The sequence below is a fragment of the Flavobacterium shii genome (assembly GCF_025847235.1).
In the GTDB taxonomy this organism is placed as follows: Bacteria; Bacteroidota; Bacteroidia; order Flavobacteriales; family Flavobacteriaceae; genus Flavobacterium; species Flavobacterium shii.
Genome location: NZ_JAOZEW010000023.1, coordinates 62,581 through 80,266, shown reverse-complemented (window position 1 = coordinate 80,266; position 17,686 = coordinate 62,581). Strand labels below are relative to the sequence as shown.

Sequence of the window (17,686 nt, the reverse complement as noted above, 5' to 3'; positions counted from 1 at the left end):
TTATTTTAAAACCCGTTTCATCCGCGTAAATCTGCGTTACTTTTTAGACAAGTTTAAAGAAACTACTCACGCAAGAGCCATTAGAAAGTAGACTTATATAAAAAAGAATCATAATGAATAGTAATATAATAGGATTTCATCATTTTGCAATTAAGGCACAGGATTTTGAAAAAACAGTACAATTTTACAGAACACTTAATTTTGAAGTGGTACATGGTTGGAGCCTTCCTGAGTTCAATTTGGAAAAGTGTGTGATGATGAAGAACAAGGGATTTGATTGTTATATAGAAATATGCGACAATAATGCTAATTTTCCGACTCAGGGACGCAAAAGAAAAAAAGGAGATTCTTATGTAGAGAATTCCCTTTTGCATATTTGCTTTACAGTTGGCGATGCAAATAAGGCGTACAATGAAGCAATCGAAAATGGCGCCAAACCATTATCGGCAAAAGAAACATTAGAATTAAGAAGCCTTAAGAAAATTGTGACCGTTAGTAATAGTTTGGTTTATAGCCCAAATGGAGAGGTAATTGAGTTTTTGGAATCTGTTGTTTTTTAAGTTGTTTTTTCGGATAAACATAATTTTGAGTTTAAGGTTGATATCTTAATTTTCTAACTTTAGATAATACTTCATTCTAATTATAAAAAATGAATTTATATTTGCTTTACTATTATAAGAATACACATAGATTCAAAAAATAAAAATAAAATGGATACCGTTTTTTTTTCTCATATTTTAGCAAAAGTGTCGCTCAGTGAAGAAGAAAAAAACAGTATAAAAACTTTTTTTGTATCTAAAAAACTTCGCAAAAGGCAGTATTTGTTGCAGGAAGGAGATATTTGTAAATATTTATCCTTTGTAGAAAAAGGTTTGCTTAGATCCTATAATATTGATGAAAAAGGAGAAGAGCATATGAATATGTTTGCCTGTGAGGGATGGTGGATCTCTGATATGAACAGTTTTTTATCCGGAGAAAAAGCAGTTTTTAATATAGATGCCATAGAAGAATCAGAACTTTTAATGATTACTCTGGAGGACTTTGAAGAAATGACTTTGAAAATACCTGTAATGGACCGCTATTTCCGTATTCTTTTTCAGAACAGTCTAGTAACTAAAGAGCGAAGACTCGTTAGTTCAAACACACATACTGCAGAGGAAAAATACATTGAGTTAATGGAATCTAATCCAGCTATAATTCAAAGAATTCCTCAAAATTTAATTGCTTCTTATATTGGTATCGCACCTGAAACTTTAAGTCGTATTAAGAAAAATATTGCGTCACGCAAATAATTCTAATTGATATAGATCAATTTTATTTCTTGTTCTATATCAACTGCCAGCCTTTTGAAGCAATATACATTTGTATTGATATAATTTCAATATAATATAAATATTTCGATAACATTTTATGGTAAATACAACACTTCCAAAAATACTTATTACTGGAGCAACTGGACAAGTAGGCACAAAAACAATTGATTTTCTTTTGTCTAATAAAGACATAGAAATTATAGCTGCAGTACGATCACTAGAAAAGGCAGCTTATTTTACTGCTAAAGGGATTGCAACTGTAATCCTTGATTTTGATGATGAAAGTACTCATTTACCCGCTTTTGCAGGCATTGATCGTATTTTAATCATTACTGGCTATACAGTCGATATGTTACGCCAGAGTAAGGCACTTATAGATAATGCTAAAAAAGCAGCAATACAACATGTGGTACATTTAGGAGCTTGTGGTCGCGACGATACTACAGTCGCACATTGGGCATGGCATCAGTTTATCGAAAGATATATTGAGTGGTCTGGTTTTTCATATACCCATTTACGTCCCGAAAGTTTTATGCAAAACGTGCTGAGTTATGGCGGTAAAAAAGCAATAGAAAACGGAGTAATTAATGCTTATGTAGCCGATGCGAGAATGAGTTGGGTTGATATCGATGATGTGGCGCAGGTTGCAGCCTTGGCTTTGGCACATCCGGAGTTACATGCTGGTCAAACCTACCGATTAGGATATGATGCTATAACCTTTGATGAAATGGCGGCATTGATGACTTCTATAATTGGTAAACCATTTCACTACGAACCACTTTCTCCCGAAGTTTTTTTACAATCCATGATAGATTCCGGTGCAGAAATGGCTTATATGAGTTGTGTTTATGATCACTGGAAGCGATATGCTGCTGGAACCATACCCGGTGCAGATGATACTTTTGACAATTTTTATGAAATTACTGGTAAACAACCCACAAAATGGGCTGATTTTATAGAAAAGCATAAAACAGAATTAGAATACTAATTATTAATTGATTTAAGAATAAGCAAGCTTAAGTAATTAAAAAAGAGCCCAATTCATTTAGAATTGGGTTTTTACGTTTGTGTTATATGATAGAATTGCACCAGACAAATTACATCGTTTGTTTTATTTCCAAGTCATTGGTACAAGAATTAGTTTTCTAAAAGGGTGCAATCAGGAATGGAGACAGCTTCTTTAAGTTTACAGGCGTTACGATGAAACTTAAAATCTTAACTTTAATAATCTGTATCCGTGTATAATTTTATTTTTGTATCTGTATCTGTTTTTATTTAGCGCGTAATTTTGTACCAAATAATTATATTATGAGTACAAAAGTAGATAAGATTCAGCATATAGAATTTGACAGCGCCAGTATTACACACCTTAGTAGCATTTTAGGGATTTACAACCAAAAGAAAGGAAAAACTAAAAGGGAACGAAACTCAAAACAAGATAATGTCGAGGATATTATGGAGCATTTTGGACTTCCGTTAAATGTTGCCTATTTTGGAAAGCAAATGATAGGTTATGGATTTGTTCTAGTAAACAGCTCGAGAGAGATTGAAATGAATTATCATTTTGATGAGCAATATGATGTGTCGGATATAAAGAAAGGCTTAGAGAAAGAAGTAGAAAAAGAGTTTAAGATTTTGTTTAATGATGCAGATAAGAAAGTAGATGCTGTACAAAACGCAATTCATAAGCTGGAAAATTGGATTAATCAATGCTAGCAATGATTTTGCACTTATTTGAGATAGTATTATCGTGGATAAAAATCCAATTTTAAGTAAATTTGCACGCTACAGATAAAATTTAAAGAAATGGCCAAAGAGATTTTATATTTAAAAATTGCACATATTATTCAGGAGCAGATTTTATCAGAAACTTTAAAAATAGGAGATAAACTGCCTTCTATTCGTGCCTTGCAGAAATTGTATAATGTAAGCATAAATACTGTCAAACAGGCATTTTTGGAATTAGAAAGTAAGTCTTTGATAGAATCCCGACCTAAATCCGGATTTTATGTGAGTAAGACTTCCAACAGAAAGTTTTCGATTCCTTCGATGAATAAATTAAAAGTATCCGAAAGCCAAAAAAGCCCTGATGATCTAATTACTAAGGTATTCGACACCTTTAGCGATAAGAGTATTACCCAATTTTCATTGGGAGTTCCACATAAGAGTTTGCTTCCTATTGCCAAACTTAATAAGGGAATCATTAAAGCCATGCGGAATTTAGAAGAGAGTGGAACCGATTATAATTTAGTTCAGGGGAATCTAAATTTAAGGCGCAATCTTGCAAAATGGTCTCTTGTACTAGAAGGTAAATTAACCGAAGATGATTTTGTAACAACCTCAGGAGCTATGAATGCTATTTATAGTTGCTTAATGGTTACAACTCAGCGAGGAGATACTATTGCTATAGAAAGTCCGGTTTATTTTGGAATACTTCAAATAGCAAAATCTTTAGGGCTCAATGTTATAGAATTACCTACACACCCCACTACTGGAGTCGACCTGGATGCTTTAAAAAAAGTAATACATAAAGTTAAGGTATGCTGTTTTATGAGTAATTTCAGTAATCCTTTGGGGAGTTTAATGCCGGATGAAAGTAAAATGGAATTGGTTAGAATGCTTACGTACCATAATATTCCTCTTATAGAAGATGATTTGTATGGGAATCTTTTCTTTGGTGCAGAGCGGCCAAAACCTTGCAAGTTTTATGATGAAGCCGGGATTGTTATGTGGTGCGGTTCAGTATCCAAGACGTTGGCACCCGGATATAGAGTAGGATGGGTAGCTCCGGGTTTATTTAAAGAAAAAATTATCAGACAGAAATTAGTTCAGACAATTTCTACGCCCTCTTTGTATCAGGAAGTTGTTGCCGATTTTATGGAATTTGGAAGATATGATCATCACCTGAGAAATTTCAGGCATACATTACATACAAACTGTCTTAATTTTCAACGTGCTGTAGAAGATTATTTTCCTGAGAACACCAAGATTTCTCAGCCACAAGGAGGCTCATTTCTTTGGCTTGAACTAGACAAAAGTATTGATACCGTTTCTTTATATGACATAGCCATAAAGCAAAAAATAAGTTTTGCACCAGGACGTATTTTTACTCAACTCAATCAGTATAACAATTGCATGAGGCTCAACTTTGCATTGGAATGGAATGATAAACTCGATGCCGATTTAAAACGTTTGGGTACGATTGTAAAAAATGCATTGTAAATCTGTGCCCAATTAAAGTTAAAAAACTGTATCTGTGTTTGTTTATGGGTATATTATAGTTTTACATAAAAAATAGCATTATACAGCTTATTGTTTTTTGGTGTTTTTTTTTTAAGTAATAGATTTAATATAAAAAGGAATGAATCAGGATGTAGTTAATGCCAAATCAAGAGTAAAATTTATAGATTACTCTGATGAATTTAAAGAATCAATTAAAATACTTAACTATGCATGGCTTGAAAAGTATTTTAGAATTGAAAAGATGGATCAAATTTCTCTCTCAAATCCAAAAGAAGAGATTATTGATAAAGGAGGTTTTATCTATTATGCAATATTAGATAATGAAATTATTGGTACTGCTTCACTTTTAAAAAAGAATAACGGCATTTTTGAATTAGGAAAAATGGCAGTTAGTGATACTGTACAAGGTTATGGAATTGGTACTTTATTATTAGAACATTGTCTTAAAACGGCAAAAAGCAAGAACATCGAGACGTTAGTTTTATATTCTAATACCAAGTTAGAGTCTGCGATACATCTTTATAGAAAATATGGATTTGAAGAAGTAGATTTAGAGCCGGGACTTTATGAACGTGCTAATATAAAAATGGAAAAACAATTATAAAAAGTTTTAGTACATAGGTTTCTAAGTTGAAATACAGGTGATTTGGCCGCAAAGTTTTTTACAGATAGTACAGAAATTATTTCCATGCCCGTTGCTAAAAAAAAAATAGATTAGTGTAAATTAGTGTAATTTGTGGCTAACTTTTCTACTACAGATTGTAATTTAAAAAGCTTCTCCAATTCGGAAATAGAGACCCCAATCACCTTTTCCTACAGCAGCATCCAGACCCACATTAAATTTTTCGGTTTTAAATGCTCTGTAGCGATAGCCTATACCGGCTCCGGGATATAAATTCCAGTTAAAATCGGAGGTATCAGAACCATAAATAGTAGCCACACCGGCAAATCCCACAAGTCCCATTTTTTTATTAAAGTTGTATCGGTATTCACCCTGTAAAGCCATGAGTCCGTCACCACGGTATTTTCCCTCAGAATATCCCCTGATATCTTCTCCACCGATGGTTACTTGTTGTTCGAAAGTAATATTTCCTAGTCCGAACTTACCCGAAAAGCGGGCTGCAAGTACATCTGTTCCATTTCGCATGGGGAAATATTTATTGTATTCCGAGAGAATTTTATTAGCACTAATATCGTTCCCAAACCATGTGGGATAATTAATCCATCGCAATTTTACTTTATCACCCTGAGTAGGATAATAAACTGCGTTTCGGGTATCGTACATCATATTTATTTGTATACCATTTGTTTGTGTAACAGAAGATGGTTGTACATCATCTTCATATTTGGTATTGTAATGGGCATAAGCATAACCAAGACCTGCATATAAAGCTTTTACTATTTTACGCTGTACGATTATGTTTGCCACAGATGCTTTGGTAGCATAGTCATAAAAATCCGGGGTGTCGATGTCATCTACATAAAACTGAGCATTTTGATTGCCTGTTGCCAAAAACAATTGTGCCCGCCACTTATCTTCTTTAAAATACCATTTGTTAAATGAGGCTACAAAATAGGATTTATTGGTAGTATAAACGGCAGATATGCCCGATAAAGATTTAGGAGAAATAGTATCGGTTTTGTTTAGTTTATACATCATCATGGGAATAGCCCCAAACATAAAATCAAGAGTTCTGTTGTAATTAACGTAAGGCATTACATTAAAATCAATGTTCTTGGTCTTCGGCTTAGATGTTGCAGTGCTGTCGGCTAACTTTGCCTGGGTCCATGCCCATGAACAACAAAAAAGCAGTAGTATAGTAGGTAGGATTTTCTGCATTTGGGATTTTTTTTTAAGTTGTTCGTTATGAGTTGTTTAATGGGTTTTAGAGCATGTGTAAATGTGATAATTGGTTATGCGAGTAAATTTATTTGGCGACATAAAACTTAAAGGTAAATTATTTTTTTTAGGTATCAAAATACTGTAGTATAGTAACTTATGTTTTGGTTTTTATAGTGCAAGAGAACAATGGCGGAAATTTTTTGCAGGACGAGACAAAGTCATAAAAGAGCCTCTATTCGTAAAGGAATTGAGGTTTTTTTGTTGTGTTCAAAATAGTTACCAAATAGGATTGATAACATAAGATATGAAATGTTAATACAATGTTTTATAATCGTCTTGTTTTATTAATATAACCGTAACCTTATTGACCTACCCTCATTTCTAATTTTGGAGACATATTATAAAACAAACCATTGTAGTATATGTCATTTTTTAAATTAAGAATACATCGCAAAAAAACAATTGAAATAAGTGTTTTATTAAACACCGATTATTTGATCAATAATGCAAAAGTGAGGTATTATGTATAAAGGATATACTGATGAGGAGCTTGTTGAATTATTGAAGCAAGGGAAGGATAAAGCATTTGATGAATTATATTTTCGATACAGAGATTTACTTGTTCGGTTTGTATATTTAAGAATGAAATCACTTCCGGTTTCTGAAGAAATTGTTCAGGAAGTTTTCACTACTATTTGGGAACGACGTAAAACCTTAGTGATTCAAAAAAAATTTGCGGCTTATGTCTATACTTCAGTTCGTTATATGACTTTGGATTATATAAAATCGCATACTATAACCGATCAATATATAAAGGAAGTTTCCGATAGAAGCACAGGGGATTACAATAGCAACAATGCAACCGAAGATTCCATTTATTATGATGAACTGCAACAAGCAGTAGATAAAGCCACATTATTACTTCCTAAAAAATCCAAAGAGGTTTTTATCCTAAGTCGTATTAAACAGTATTCCAATAAAGAAATAGCAGATGAACTAAATGTTTCTCACGAAACAGTAAAGTACCATATCGCTTATGCGCTAAAATTTATGCGTTCCTATTTGGGCGAGTTCAACTACTAACAGAATTTCATGTTTAGCGTACGTTTTTCATTCTTAACAAAAGCGTAACCTTATGCACCTACCTGAAATTTGAATTTCTAAGACATACTATTAAAGAGATAAATAAATTATAATGCCTGAAAAATTACATCAAGATATAAAACTTTTTTTAGAAGGTAAACCTGCTCCAAAGGGACAAGAAATTTGGGATAACTGGTATGATCACCCTGAGGAAATATCGGATAAAGAGATTATCATAGTATCTGATCGTTCGAAATTAAAAAAAGAAATCAGACAAATAAAGAAAACGAACAAGGTTATTTTTCTTCATAAAAAAAATTGGGCTTTAGCTGCTTCACTTATATTATTAATGGGGTTATCCTGTTTTTTTTATCTGTCATCTATAAAAACGGTTACTAAAGAATATGCAACAAAGGCAGGAGAACATGCTAAAATAACCTTGGCAGATGGGACACAAATATGGTTAAATGCCGGAAGTCGTTTAAAATATCCAAATGAATTTAAAGGAGGTACACGTGAAGTTTATTTAACAGGAGAAGCTTTTTTTGATGTTGCCAAAGACAAAAAACATCCCTTTATAATTCATACCGATAAAATGGATACCAAAGTATTGGGAACCAGCTTTAATGTTCAGGCATATCCTGAACAAACTACACAAGAAGTTTCTGTTTTAACTGGCAGGGTAAATGTAAAATCTACAGTTACCGAGGAAAATGTTTATGTAACGCCAGGGCAGAAAGTCATTTTTAAATCCAAAAATAATAAGCTAAAAGCATTTAGTGATATTCCTGTGAATTCTATTTCATTATGGCGAAAAAATATAATTGTTTTTGAGGATACTCCTTTACCAGAAGTCATCGCAACGATCAATCGGAATTATAATGTAGCCATTGAGATTGAAAATAAGAATCTAAATAATTTAAAGATAAGTGCCTATTTTAAAGAGCTTCCTGCAGAGCAGGTTCTTGGTTTAGTATGCAATATAATTAATGCCAATTACAAACTAGAATCCGGAGTTTATAAAATTCGATAACCTTTTTACAGCTTATAACACAAAATAAAAATTGCCACGAAAGAAAATTAAAGAGATTCAAAAAAAATTAAAACCAGAAATTATGAATGAAAAACAAATGCGGTACGTCGTAAATTGTCAAAGCATTAAAAGGGCCGTATTGGCGAAAGCACTTCTGTTTGTTACTTTATTTTTTATAGGGTTAACAGCAAAAGCCAGTGGTGTTGAAATGAACAAAAGAGTAACCTTAAAAGTAGAAAATGAAAGCATAAAAAACATTTTTCAAAAAATTGAGAATCAGGTCGATGTGCATTTTATGTATGAAACCAATCAAATTAATACCAATCAAAAAATTAGTTTAAAGCTTAGTAATGTAACATTAGAGCAAGCACTTGATAGAATTTGCAGTAATTTTTCACTTCGATACGAAATTTTGAATAATTACATTGTTATTAAAAAAAATCAAAAAACTGGAGATAAAATTACTATTTCGGGAACTGTTTATAATGGTGATGACGGTATGGCATTACCAGGAGTTGGAATCGTAGATAAAGGGTCAGACGCTACAGCAACAACAGATTTTGACGGAACTTTTAAAATAGAAATCAATGTAGCCGAAGCTACACTTGTTTTTTCATATATAGGTTATGTTACCAAAGAAGTAAAAGTAACTCAATCGGAAAAAATCTCTGTAAAATTATTTGCCGATATGAAGCAACTACAAGAAGTTGTAGTAATGGGGTACGGTAGTGTGAAAAAGAAAGCAGTTTTGGGTGCAGTAGGTACAGTTTCTATGAAAGAGACTTCGAGTAGAACCTACAATAGTGCAGCCGAGTTATTACAAGGTACAGTTGCAGGTGTTACTGTTATTAATAATGGAGGAGACCCAACGAGTGAACCAACAATCAATATTCGTGGTATCGGATCTTTAAACGCCGAAACTCCTTTGATAGTACTGGATGGGATTATTTATAGTGGTTCATTAAATACTTTAAATCCAAACGATATTGCTTCTATAAGTGTTTTGAAAGATGCTGCTTCTGCGGCAATTTATGGTGCCAGAGCTTCTGGTGGCGTGATTTTAATTACATCCAAAAAAGGAGTTTCTGAGCGTATTAATGTAAATGTGAATTATCAAGGAGGTGTTCAAAATGTAGCTAGAAAATTGGATGTTTTAAATGCAGCCGAATATGCTGATGCAATGAATACTGCCAGAGATAATGCCAAATTGCCAAGGATTCCTGCATTTGACCCTGCATTCGAACCTACGGCAAGAACTACAAAAACAAACTGGATGGATGAAATTTTTCAGTTAGGTCAAATTCAGGATTTATCACTTTCAATAAATGGAAAAACCGAGAAATCTAATTTCTTTCTTTCGGGGAGTTACCGAAAAAATGAAGGGATATTATTGAATACTTTCGGAAATAGATATACAGCAAGAGCAAATTCTTCTTTTAAATTGGCTCCTAATTTTACAATAGGAGAGAATCTATCGTATTCATTAACAGATGGCCAATCTGCAAATACAACAAGTGGTTATACAGGGGCTATTTTGGCAGCAATTTTTTATCCACCAAATGCAACAGTATATAGAGAAGATGGTTCTGGGAATTTTGGAGGTGTTCCCGAAAAATATATAGGTTCTTATGGAGACGTTATAAATCCTGTAGCTTATTTAAAAAGATTGGATAATCGCAATCCTATCTCTACAATTTTGATAAATCCCTATGCCGAATGGGAGATTGTTCAGGGGTTAAAGTTTAAATCAAACTGGGGATATACGAGAATACAGAATAATACAACGGAATTTGCAACTAAAATAACAGAGCCGGGTAAGATATTTGATTTTAATCGATTGACAAAAAGCAATATAACTACTACCGATTTATTAAGTGAACAAACTCTTTCTTATGAAAAATCACTGGGTAAACATAATTTTAAAGCCTTGGCAGGATATACGTACCAACAAATAAAAAAAGATTTTTATACAGTACAAGGGACAGGTTTTGATAGTGAAGATCCATCACAACGCTATTTGCTAAATGCCAAATTGATTCAGCAGACAGAAGCAGGTTTATCTGAAGAAATCATTTCATCTTATGTTGGAAGGTTAAATTATGATTTTAATCAAAAATATCTAATTTCAGGAATTGTCCGTAGAGACGGTACTTCAAAACTTACATCGGAAAACCGTTGGAAAGTGTATCCTTCTATTTCCGCAGGCTGGCTAATTTCTGAAGAAGAATTCATGAAAAATATTAGCCCAATAGTGAGTAACTTAAAATTACGTGCGAGCTGGGGGCAAATAGGGAATTTAGGAAATTTAGGACCATACCAATTTAGCGTGCCTTTAGTACAAACAACTGCTTTAATCGGGGCTACTCCTGTAATTAATTACGGTTACTCAGAAAGTGAATTGTCAAACCCTTCTTTAAGATGGGAAAGTTCTGAGCAATCTAATGTTGGTTTGGATTTTACAATGTTCAACAATAGTATCTCAGGATCTGTAGATGCTTATGTAAAAACCAACAAAGACATGCTGGTTCGTGATCAGCTTCCGGGTGTTTCGGGAACTCCATTGGGTAGAATTGTAAATTCTGGAGATGTCGAAAACAAAGGGATTGAAGCAAGTCTTACGTATCAAAAAACACGTGGAGAATTTAAATTTGATGTTACTGCAAATGCGTCATTTTTAAGTAATAAAATAGTTTCTATTAAAGATGATTTAACTTCTCTGGAACCGCTTAATCTTAGTAGGGTTCGTAGTTTACCATTGGCAAATATTTATCAGGTAGGAAGTCCTGTAGGTGCTTTTTACGGATATTCGACAGATGGATTGTTCCAAAGTAATGCCGAAGCAAAAGCATATAAAAATGCCAAAGGAGATCTTTATCAGCCTAATGCAGTTGCAGGAGATATTAAATTTAAGGATATAAATGGAGATGGTGTAATTAACAATAATGATAGAGTAGTACTAGGAAGTCCTTTTCCTAAAACAACTTATAGCTTAAATATGAATTTTAGATACAAAGATTTCGATATGAATATCTTTTTAAGCGGAGCAGCAGGAAATAGTGTTTTTAATGCAGTAAAATATACAGGTTTAAATGCTTCTTTCCCTGGATATAATTTATTAGCCGATTCTAAAAATGCGTGGTCACCTACGAATACTGATACCAATATCCCGGTACTTTCATCAACAGACAATAATAATAACTTCGGACGAATTTCTGATTTCTATATTGAAGACGCTTCTTTCGTACGATTAAAAAACTTTTCTATCGGGTATACTGTTAAAGAACAATGGTTAAACGGAAAAGCTAAACTTAGATTTTTTATCTCAGGACAAAACCTTTTTACAATCACAAACTATTCCGGAATGGATCCAGAGGTTGGTCTTAAAAACTTTGGTATGGACTTAGGAAAATATCCACTTTCTCGTATTTATATGACGGGTGTAAATGCAACTTTTTAAAAAATATAAAACAAATAAAATGAAAAAATTAGGTCTTTTATTATTGAGTTTTGTACTGTTTACATGTACAATAGCTTGCGAAAGTGAACTTGATCTTGTACCACAGGGAGCTCCTTCGAGTGCAAATTTCTGGAAAACACCTGCTGATGCAAAAGCTGGAGTGAATGCTATTTATGCTTTGTACTCTGATGATAATATGTATGGTCGCGGTTTTTTCTGGCTCAATAATGCCAGTGATGATATAGGAACTAAGCCAAGACAAAATGCAGAGCGAATTAAGAATTTTATTGTTGATGGTGCCGAATCGGATACTAAAGATATTTGGCGAATTCATTACGAAATCATGAAACGTTGCAATGATGTTATTCGTAATATCCCGAAAATCTCCTTAGATGAAAAAACAAGAAATACGATGCTTGGAGAAGCCTATTTTAATCATGCAGTAATGCATTTGGAATTGGCGTATCATTACGGAGATGATCGTGCAGGAATCCCTATTCAGGATAGAACAGATCCTACGAATGTATATGTACCACGTGCAAAAAATGTAGCTGAAAATTATGCTTATATCGCTGCCGATTTAATTAAAGCTGCCGATTTATTGCCTTATTTTAATGAGCTTACTCCGGATAATTATGGACGTGCGCATAAAACGGCTGCATGGGGATATTTAGTGCGTACCTATTTATACGCCAAAGATTGGGATAATGCCATTAAATATGCCGATTTGATTATTAAAAGTGGGAAACATAAATTGCTTGACAATTTTGATGATGTATTTAAAATTAAAAACAACTGGTCGACAGAATATATCTGGTCGGTTACTTCCAGTGCAGATAATACATCTTTAGGTTCGATTTTCCCAGGAGTATGTCTGGAAGACAAAGGTTGGGGAGTTTATAACGGTTGGGGAAATTTTTATCCTACCAAAGAACTATTTGATACCTATGATCCTACAGACAAAAGGCGTAGTGCAACTATCTTGCAAAAAGGAGATCAATTTATGTATTTTGGTGAATTAGTGACTTTTAATCAAGGTAAATATGTGGTGAGTTCCAGTAATAGAACAGGTTACCAGTTTAAGAAATACATGGAACCGTTTAGTTATCCAAAAACAACTTCTGGTGGAGTAGATACCCGTTATGTAAATGCAAACGGAGATAAACCTTCGACCACTTTAAATGTACCTCTTTTGCGTTATGCCGATGTAATCCTAATGATGGCAGAAGCTAAATTAATGAAAGGGCAGAATGCCGATACAGAGATAAATATGATACGCAATCGTGCCGGCTTAAAGGAGATTACTGGAGCAACAATGGTTGATTTAAAAAGAGAAAGACGTTGCGAATTGGCAGGAGAATGGACCGATCGCCATTTTGATTTAGTACGTTGGGGCGATGCTCAGGCTGCTTATGCTAAACCTTTGCATCATTATGATGGAAGCGTAATTTATCCAGCCCGTAATTTTAACCCTGCTATTCATCATGTTTGGCCAATACCACCAGATGAAATTGCAGTAAGTAAAGGAGCCTTATTTCAAAACAAAGGTTGGTAGTTAATGGGTGGTTTTGTTTAGTTTTTTTTTGCACTGCAAGCTTATGTCTGGCTTGCAGTTGTAAAAAAAAAGGTAAACAATTTAATTATAAAAGTTAGTCAGTCTTTTAATAAAAACAGACTAACTTAAATTATCTATAAATGAACGCGGATCAAACGGATTTTTAAAAACAATAGATAGAAAATCCGTTTGATCCGCGTTCATTTTACAAAGTGTTAGATAGAATTAACAAGATTAGAATGATTAGTTCCAGCGGGACATTAATATTTATATAAATTCAATTTTACCAATGAAAAAAATAATAACCCTTTTTTGCTTCCATTTTTTCTTGTTTGCACAAGCACAGGAATACAGCACATCCAATATTCATTCTCATAATGATTATGCGAGTGCACTTCCTTTTTATGGAGCCTATTCGAATGAAGTTGGCGTTATTGAAGCCGATGTTTTTTTAGTAAATAATGAACTATTTGTTGCTCATACTTCCAAAGAAATCACACAACAGAACACGCTTAAAAGTCAATACCTTGATCCGCTTGCTGCAAAATTTAAAAGTTTAGGAGGAAAAGCATACCCAAGTAATAAACCTTTAATTTTAATGATCGACATTAAGACAGAAGCTGATGCAACTTTAAAATTAATCACTCAACAGCTAAAAACGTTTCCAGATCTTATTTCGAATAAAAATCTAAAAGTAGTTATCTCAGGAAACCGACCTTCTCCTGCAAATTGGAAGGATTATCCGGAATTTATTTATTTTGATGGTAGATTGAATGAAAATTATACTTCAGAACAATTGTCTCGTGTCGAAATGATTAGTGAAGATTTAAAAGAAATCACAATTTGGAACGGTAAAGGTGTAATGACACAAGCCGATTCGGAAAAAGTACAAGCGATTATTAAAAAAGTACACGATCAGAATAAAAAAATTAGATTTTGGGCTACACAGGATAATGTAAACACATGGATGACTTTGATGAATTTAAAAGTTGATTTTATTGGTACAGATAATGTTTCAGAATTGGCGCATTTTATCAACAATATCAAATCAACATTTTATCAAAATACAGAATTCCATCAGGCATATATTCCTAAAAATGTTTCGGCTTTCGCCAAAAAGAAACCTAAAAATGTGATTCTATTAATTGGTGACGGAATGGGATTGGCGCAGATTTATTCCGGCTACACGGCTAATAAAGGTCAGCTGAGTCTTTTTAATATTCCAACTCAGGGATTATCTATAACGAAATCTTCAGATAGTTATATTACAGATTCGGCTGCAGGGGCGACTGCTATGGCAACAGGTCACAAAACCAATAACCGATTTATTAGCGTTGATGAAAACGGAAAACCACTGGAATTGATCACAAAGCAATTGGCTAAAAAGAATTACAAAACGGCAATAATTTCTGCGGGAAATATTACCGATGCTACTCCGGCAGCTTTTTATGCGCACCAGCCAGAAAGAAGTTATAGCGAACCTATAGCTGAGGATTTTTTATCGAATCCTTCAGATATTTTAATTGGAGGAGGAGTAAAGGAGTTTAATTCAAGAAAAGACGGTAAAGATTTGTCAAAAGTATTAATAGAAAAAGGATATACTTTTTCGGATAAATTCAATACGCTGGATACAATAAAAAATGTCCGACTTGTAGTTTTGGATGATGCTTCGGTAGTTTCCATGAAAGATGGGAGAGGAGATTTTTTAACTAAATCTTTGGCGAAAGCAACATCGACTTTTTCTAAAACAAAAAATCCGTTTTTTATCATGGCCGAAGGTGCACAAATTGATTATGGCGGACATAAAAATAATGTAGAATATGTGGTTCGAGAAATGCTCGATTTTGATAAATTGGTAGGTCAGGCAATGGAATTTGTAGATAAAAATCCTGAAACATTATTAATTGTAACAGCCGACCATGAAACAGGAGGTTTGTCATTAATAGACGGAAGCATTGCAAAAGGTTATGTGCATGGAAGTTTTAGTACCAATGATCATACGGCAGTTCCGGTACCCGTTTTTGCATACGGACCAGGTGCTCAAAATTTTATGGGTGTCTATCAAAATACTGAAATTTATACTAAAATAATGGAAGTTCTTACTCATTAAATAAATTAGTTTTTTGGAATTAAGGAGCCTTCTCAAATTTTGTTTTGAGAAGGCTTTTTTTATTAAAGTAATTAAAATGGAGCTTTTACCTGCTATAAATGAAATGCAAAACTACTTTATTAAGAGGTTTAGCTGAATAAATATACTGTAGTAAATTTTTTATAAAAATCACTAAATGTGGGTATTGTGTTGAGATAAAAAAGCTTTATTTTTACACGATTATACTTACATTTAGTTATTGGGATAATAAACTTTTAAAGTGCTAAAATATAGATAGATAGGGTTTTTTATTCCATAGTAAGATAATTTATACAAAATAAATACTTAGGGTATAGTCATTTTTGAACTATAATCTTTTAAAATTTTACAAAATAAATATGGCTGGAAATGGGTTTTATATAGCGGAGAGAAATGAAGACGGTCATGATAAGCATTCCATAAAAAAAGGAGACACATTCGAAAGTGTGGCTGAAGAACTTGGTATTGAGTGGCAAACTTTGCGCGCGTATCACAATACACATTGCGTTGCAGATGCCGATGTTATAAATGCTTATTTCCCTAGTCACTTAAAGTTTTTACTTTTAAAACCCATCAGATTACAAGCAAATGGGGAACTTGAAGAAGAACCTCTTAAAAAAGTAATATTTAATAATAGCTTTAGAATACCTTTTAACCGCGCCAAAGTAAAAAAGAACTATGTGGTAATGTACACAATGGAGAATGGCGAACAAGTCAATACCATAAAATATAAAGCTAGTGTAAACTGGGTTGCAACTGATAAAAATGAATATTCTTTTTTTGAAATTGATAGACAGTCTAATCTATGCATCAATGATAAAGAAGCCGATACAATAGCCGAAAAATTGTCTGAACAAATATCGAGTATATTATATCCTTTGGTAATCGTTGTTGATCAAACGGGAAAATGGATTGATATTCATAATTTTAAAATAATACAAGAGCGATGGAGAACCAGAAAGCAGAATATCTTAGGGAATAACGAAGGAATGACAATAAACAAATATTTAGACTTTGTAGATTCTATGCTAGTTGAGAAAGATAACTTGCTGAAAAATCTTTTGGATGATTGGTTCTTGACAGTCCTTTTTAACGGAATCCATACAGATCATACTTCAGATCTAGCTTTTACAACAACAGTAGATTTCCCTATTATACCTAAAGAAGTTCCTGTAAAATTTGAAATAATACAAAAAATAGAAGAATATCTCAATAGTGCCAATATGTTAGTGATTAAAAGGAAAGGGATATTGGCTGATATTGCAAATGACATTGCATCGACAGAAAATCCTCAATTAGGTAATTATTATGCTATTTATCATTTGAATCCTAATAATTATATGATAGAAAATGTAAGTCTGGTATGCAATATAATGCTGGATAATCCAAAAAAAGTGACTATTGAAATTCATAACCTAAATGATAGTAAAGTAATAGTTGGTGGGGTAAGTAAATCTCTTTTTGTAGCCGAAGAGGTGAAAAAAGAAAGTTTTCTCAAAGGACTTTTTAAACATTTCTAAATAATAAAATAAAGAGTTATGAGCGAAAAACATATTGTCGTACATGGTGCTATTGTAAAGTGCAAGTTTAGCGTAGAGCCTAAGCTCGATAAACTAAAAGTAAAAACACACAAAAAGCATTATGCGAATGATAAAGATGCCAGTAAAAAACTTATTGCCACTGATAAAGAGGTTGGTCAAACTTTAGAAAAACACACTTTTGGTAAGTGTAAAAAGCAGCCAATGGGTAACGATTACTTGCCTTGCCAAGCTGTAATAACAAAATGGAGTGGATTCTATGAAAATATAACTTTGTCTAATAAAGGCAAGATATTGGTTGAAGACAGTAAAGGTACGTGTCCGATGGGCGCCCCAGATTGTATCGAAATTACCAAACACGGACAAGTAGCAGAGCCTAGCGAGCAAAATTTTATGAATGCCAATGTAGATGTTCAAAATTTAATAAATCCAATTATAGATATGAGAGCGTTTCAAAACGAACTAAACGGGATTTCTGAAGTTGAAAAATAAC

The 17,686-nt window shown here is 33.2% G+C and carries 14 protein-coding genes; 13 read left to right on the top strand and 1 reads right to left on the bottom strand.

Annotated features, from left to right (window positions below; genetic code table 11):
- Positions 1-113 precede the first annotated feature (113 nt).
- From OIU83_RS19190 to OIU83_RS19165, 6 genes are all read left to right on the top strand, one after another.
- Positions 114-560 (top strand): VOC family protein, encoded by a 447-nt coding sequence (locus OIU83_RS19190; protein WP_264207880.1) that lies wholly within the window; start codon positions 114-116, stop codon positions 558-560.
- Positions 561-710: 150 nt separating this feature from the next.
- Complete coding sequence (locus OIU83_RS19185) at positions 711-1,292, top strand: Crp/Fnr family transcriptional regulator (protein ID WP_264207879.1); 582 nt, start codon at positions 711-713, stop codon at positions 1,290-1,292.
- Between the two features lie 118 nt (positions 1,293-1,410).
- The gene (locus OIU83_RS19180; protein ID WP_264207878.1) at positions 1,411-2,301 is read left to right on the top strand and encodes an SDR family oxidoreductase; all 891 of its coding nucleotides are present in this window, start codon (positions 1,411-1,413) and stop codon (positions 2,299-2,301) included.
- A 320-nt stretch (positions 2,302-2,621) separates the two neighbouring features.
- Complete coding sequence (locus OIU83_RS19175; protein WP_264207877.1) at positions 2,622-3,029, top strand: hypothetical protein; 408 nt, start codon at positions 2,622-2,624, stop codon at positions 3,027-3,029.
- A gap of 90 nt (positions 3,030-3,119) precedes the next feature.
- Complete coding sequence (locus OIU83_RS19170) at positions 3,120-4,535, top strand: aminotransferase-like domain-containing protein (RefSeq protein ID WP_264207876.1); 1,416 nt, start codon at positions 3,120-3,122, stop codon at positions 4,533-4,535.
- Between the two features lie 139 nt (positions 4,536-4,674).
- A complete protein-coding gene (locus OIU83_RS19165; RefSeq protein WP_264207875.1) occupies positions 4,675-5,160 on the top strand; it encodes a GNAT family N-acetyltransferase in 486 nt (161 codons plus the stop codon).
- 162 nt (positions 5,161-5,322) lie between these two features.
- Here OIU83_RS19165 and OIU83_RS19160 read toward each other — a convergent pair whose 3' ends face one another.
- Positions 5,323-6,396 (bottom strand): BamA/TamA family outer membrane protein, encoded by a 1,074-nt coding sequence (locus OIU83_RS19160; RefSeq protein ID WP_264207874.1) that lies wholly within the window; start codon positions 6,394-6,396, stop codon positions 5,323-5,325.
- Positions 6,397-6,921: 525 nt separating this feature from the next.
- Here OIU83_RS19160 and OIU83_RS19155 point away from each other — a divergent pair.
- The 7 genes from OIU83_RS19155 (at position 6,922) to OIU83_RS19125 (ending at position 17,685) form a co-directional block, all read left to right on the top strand.
- On the top strand, positions 6,922-7,482 hold the full coding sequence (locus tag OIU83_RS19155; RefSeq protein ID WP_264207873.1) for an RNA polymerase sigma-70 factor: 561 nt from the start codon (positions 6,922-6,924) through the stop codon (positions 7,480-7,482).
- A 112-nt stretch (positions 7,483-7,594) separates the two neighbouring features.
- Positions 7,595-8,515: a FecR family protein gene (locus OIU83_RS19150; protein WP_264207872.1), complete on the top strand. Its 921-nt coding sequence runs from the start codon at positions 7,595-7,597 to the stop codon at positions 8,513-8,515.
- 82 nt (positions 8,516-8,597) lie between these two features.
- Positions 8,598-11,972, top strand: a complete 3,375-nt coding sequence (locus OIU83_RS19145) for a SusC/RagA family TonB-linked outer membrane protein (protein WP_264207871.1) — start codon at positions 8,598-8,600, stop codon at positions 11,970-11,972.
- Positions 11,973-11,991: 19 nt separating this feature from the next.
- Positions 11,992-13,527 carry a RagB/SusD family nutrient uptake outer membrane protein gene (locus tag OIU83_RS19140; protein ID WP_264207870.1) on the top strand — a complete coding sequence of 512 codons (1,536 nt, stop codon included), beginning with the start codon at positions 11,992-11,994 and terminating at the stop codon, positions 13,525-13,527.
- Positions 13,528-13,816: 289 nt separating this feature from the next.
- Positions 13,817-15,637, top strand: a complete 1,821-nt coding sequence (locus OIU83_RS19135) for an alkaline phosphatase (protein ID WP_264207869.1) — start codon at positions 13,817-13,819, stop codon at positions 15,635-15,637.
- A gap of 377 nt (positions 15,638-16,014) precedes the next feature.
- Entirely contained in the window at positions 16,015-17,175 is a 1,161-nt protein-coding gene (locus OIU83_RS19130) for a hypothetical protein (protein ID WP_264207868.1), read from the top strand.
- An 18-nt stretch (positions 17,176-17,193) separates the two neighbouring features.
- Positions 17,194-17,685, top strand: a complete 492-nt coding sequence (locus tag OIU83_RS19125) for a DUF4280 domain-containing protein (protein WP_264207867.1) — start codon at positions 17,194-17,196, stop codon at positions 17,683-17,685.
- Position 17,686 lies beyond the last annotated feature (1 nt).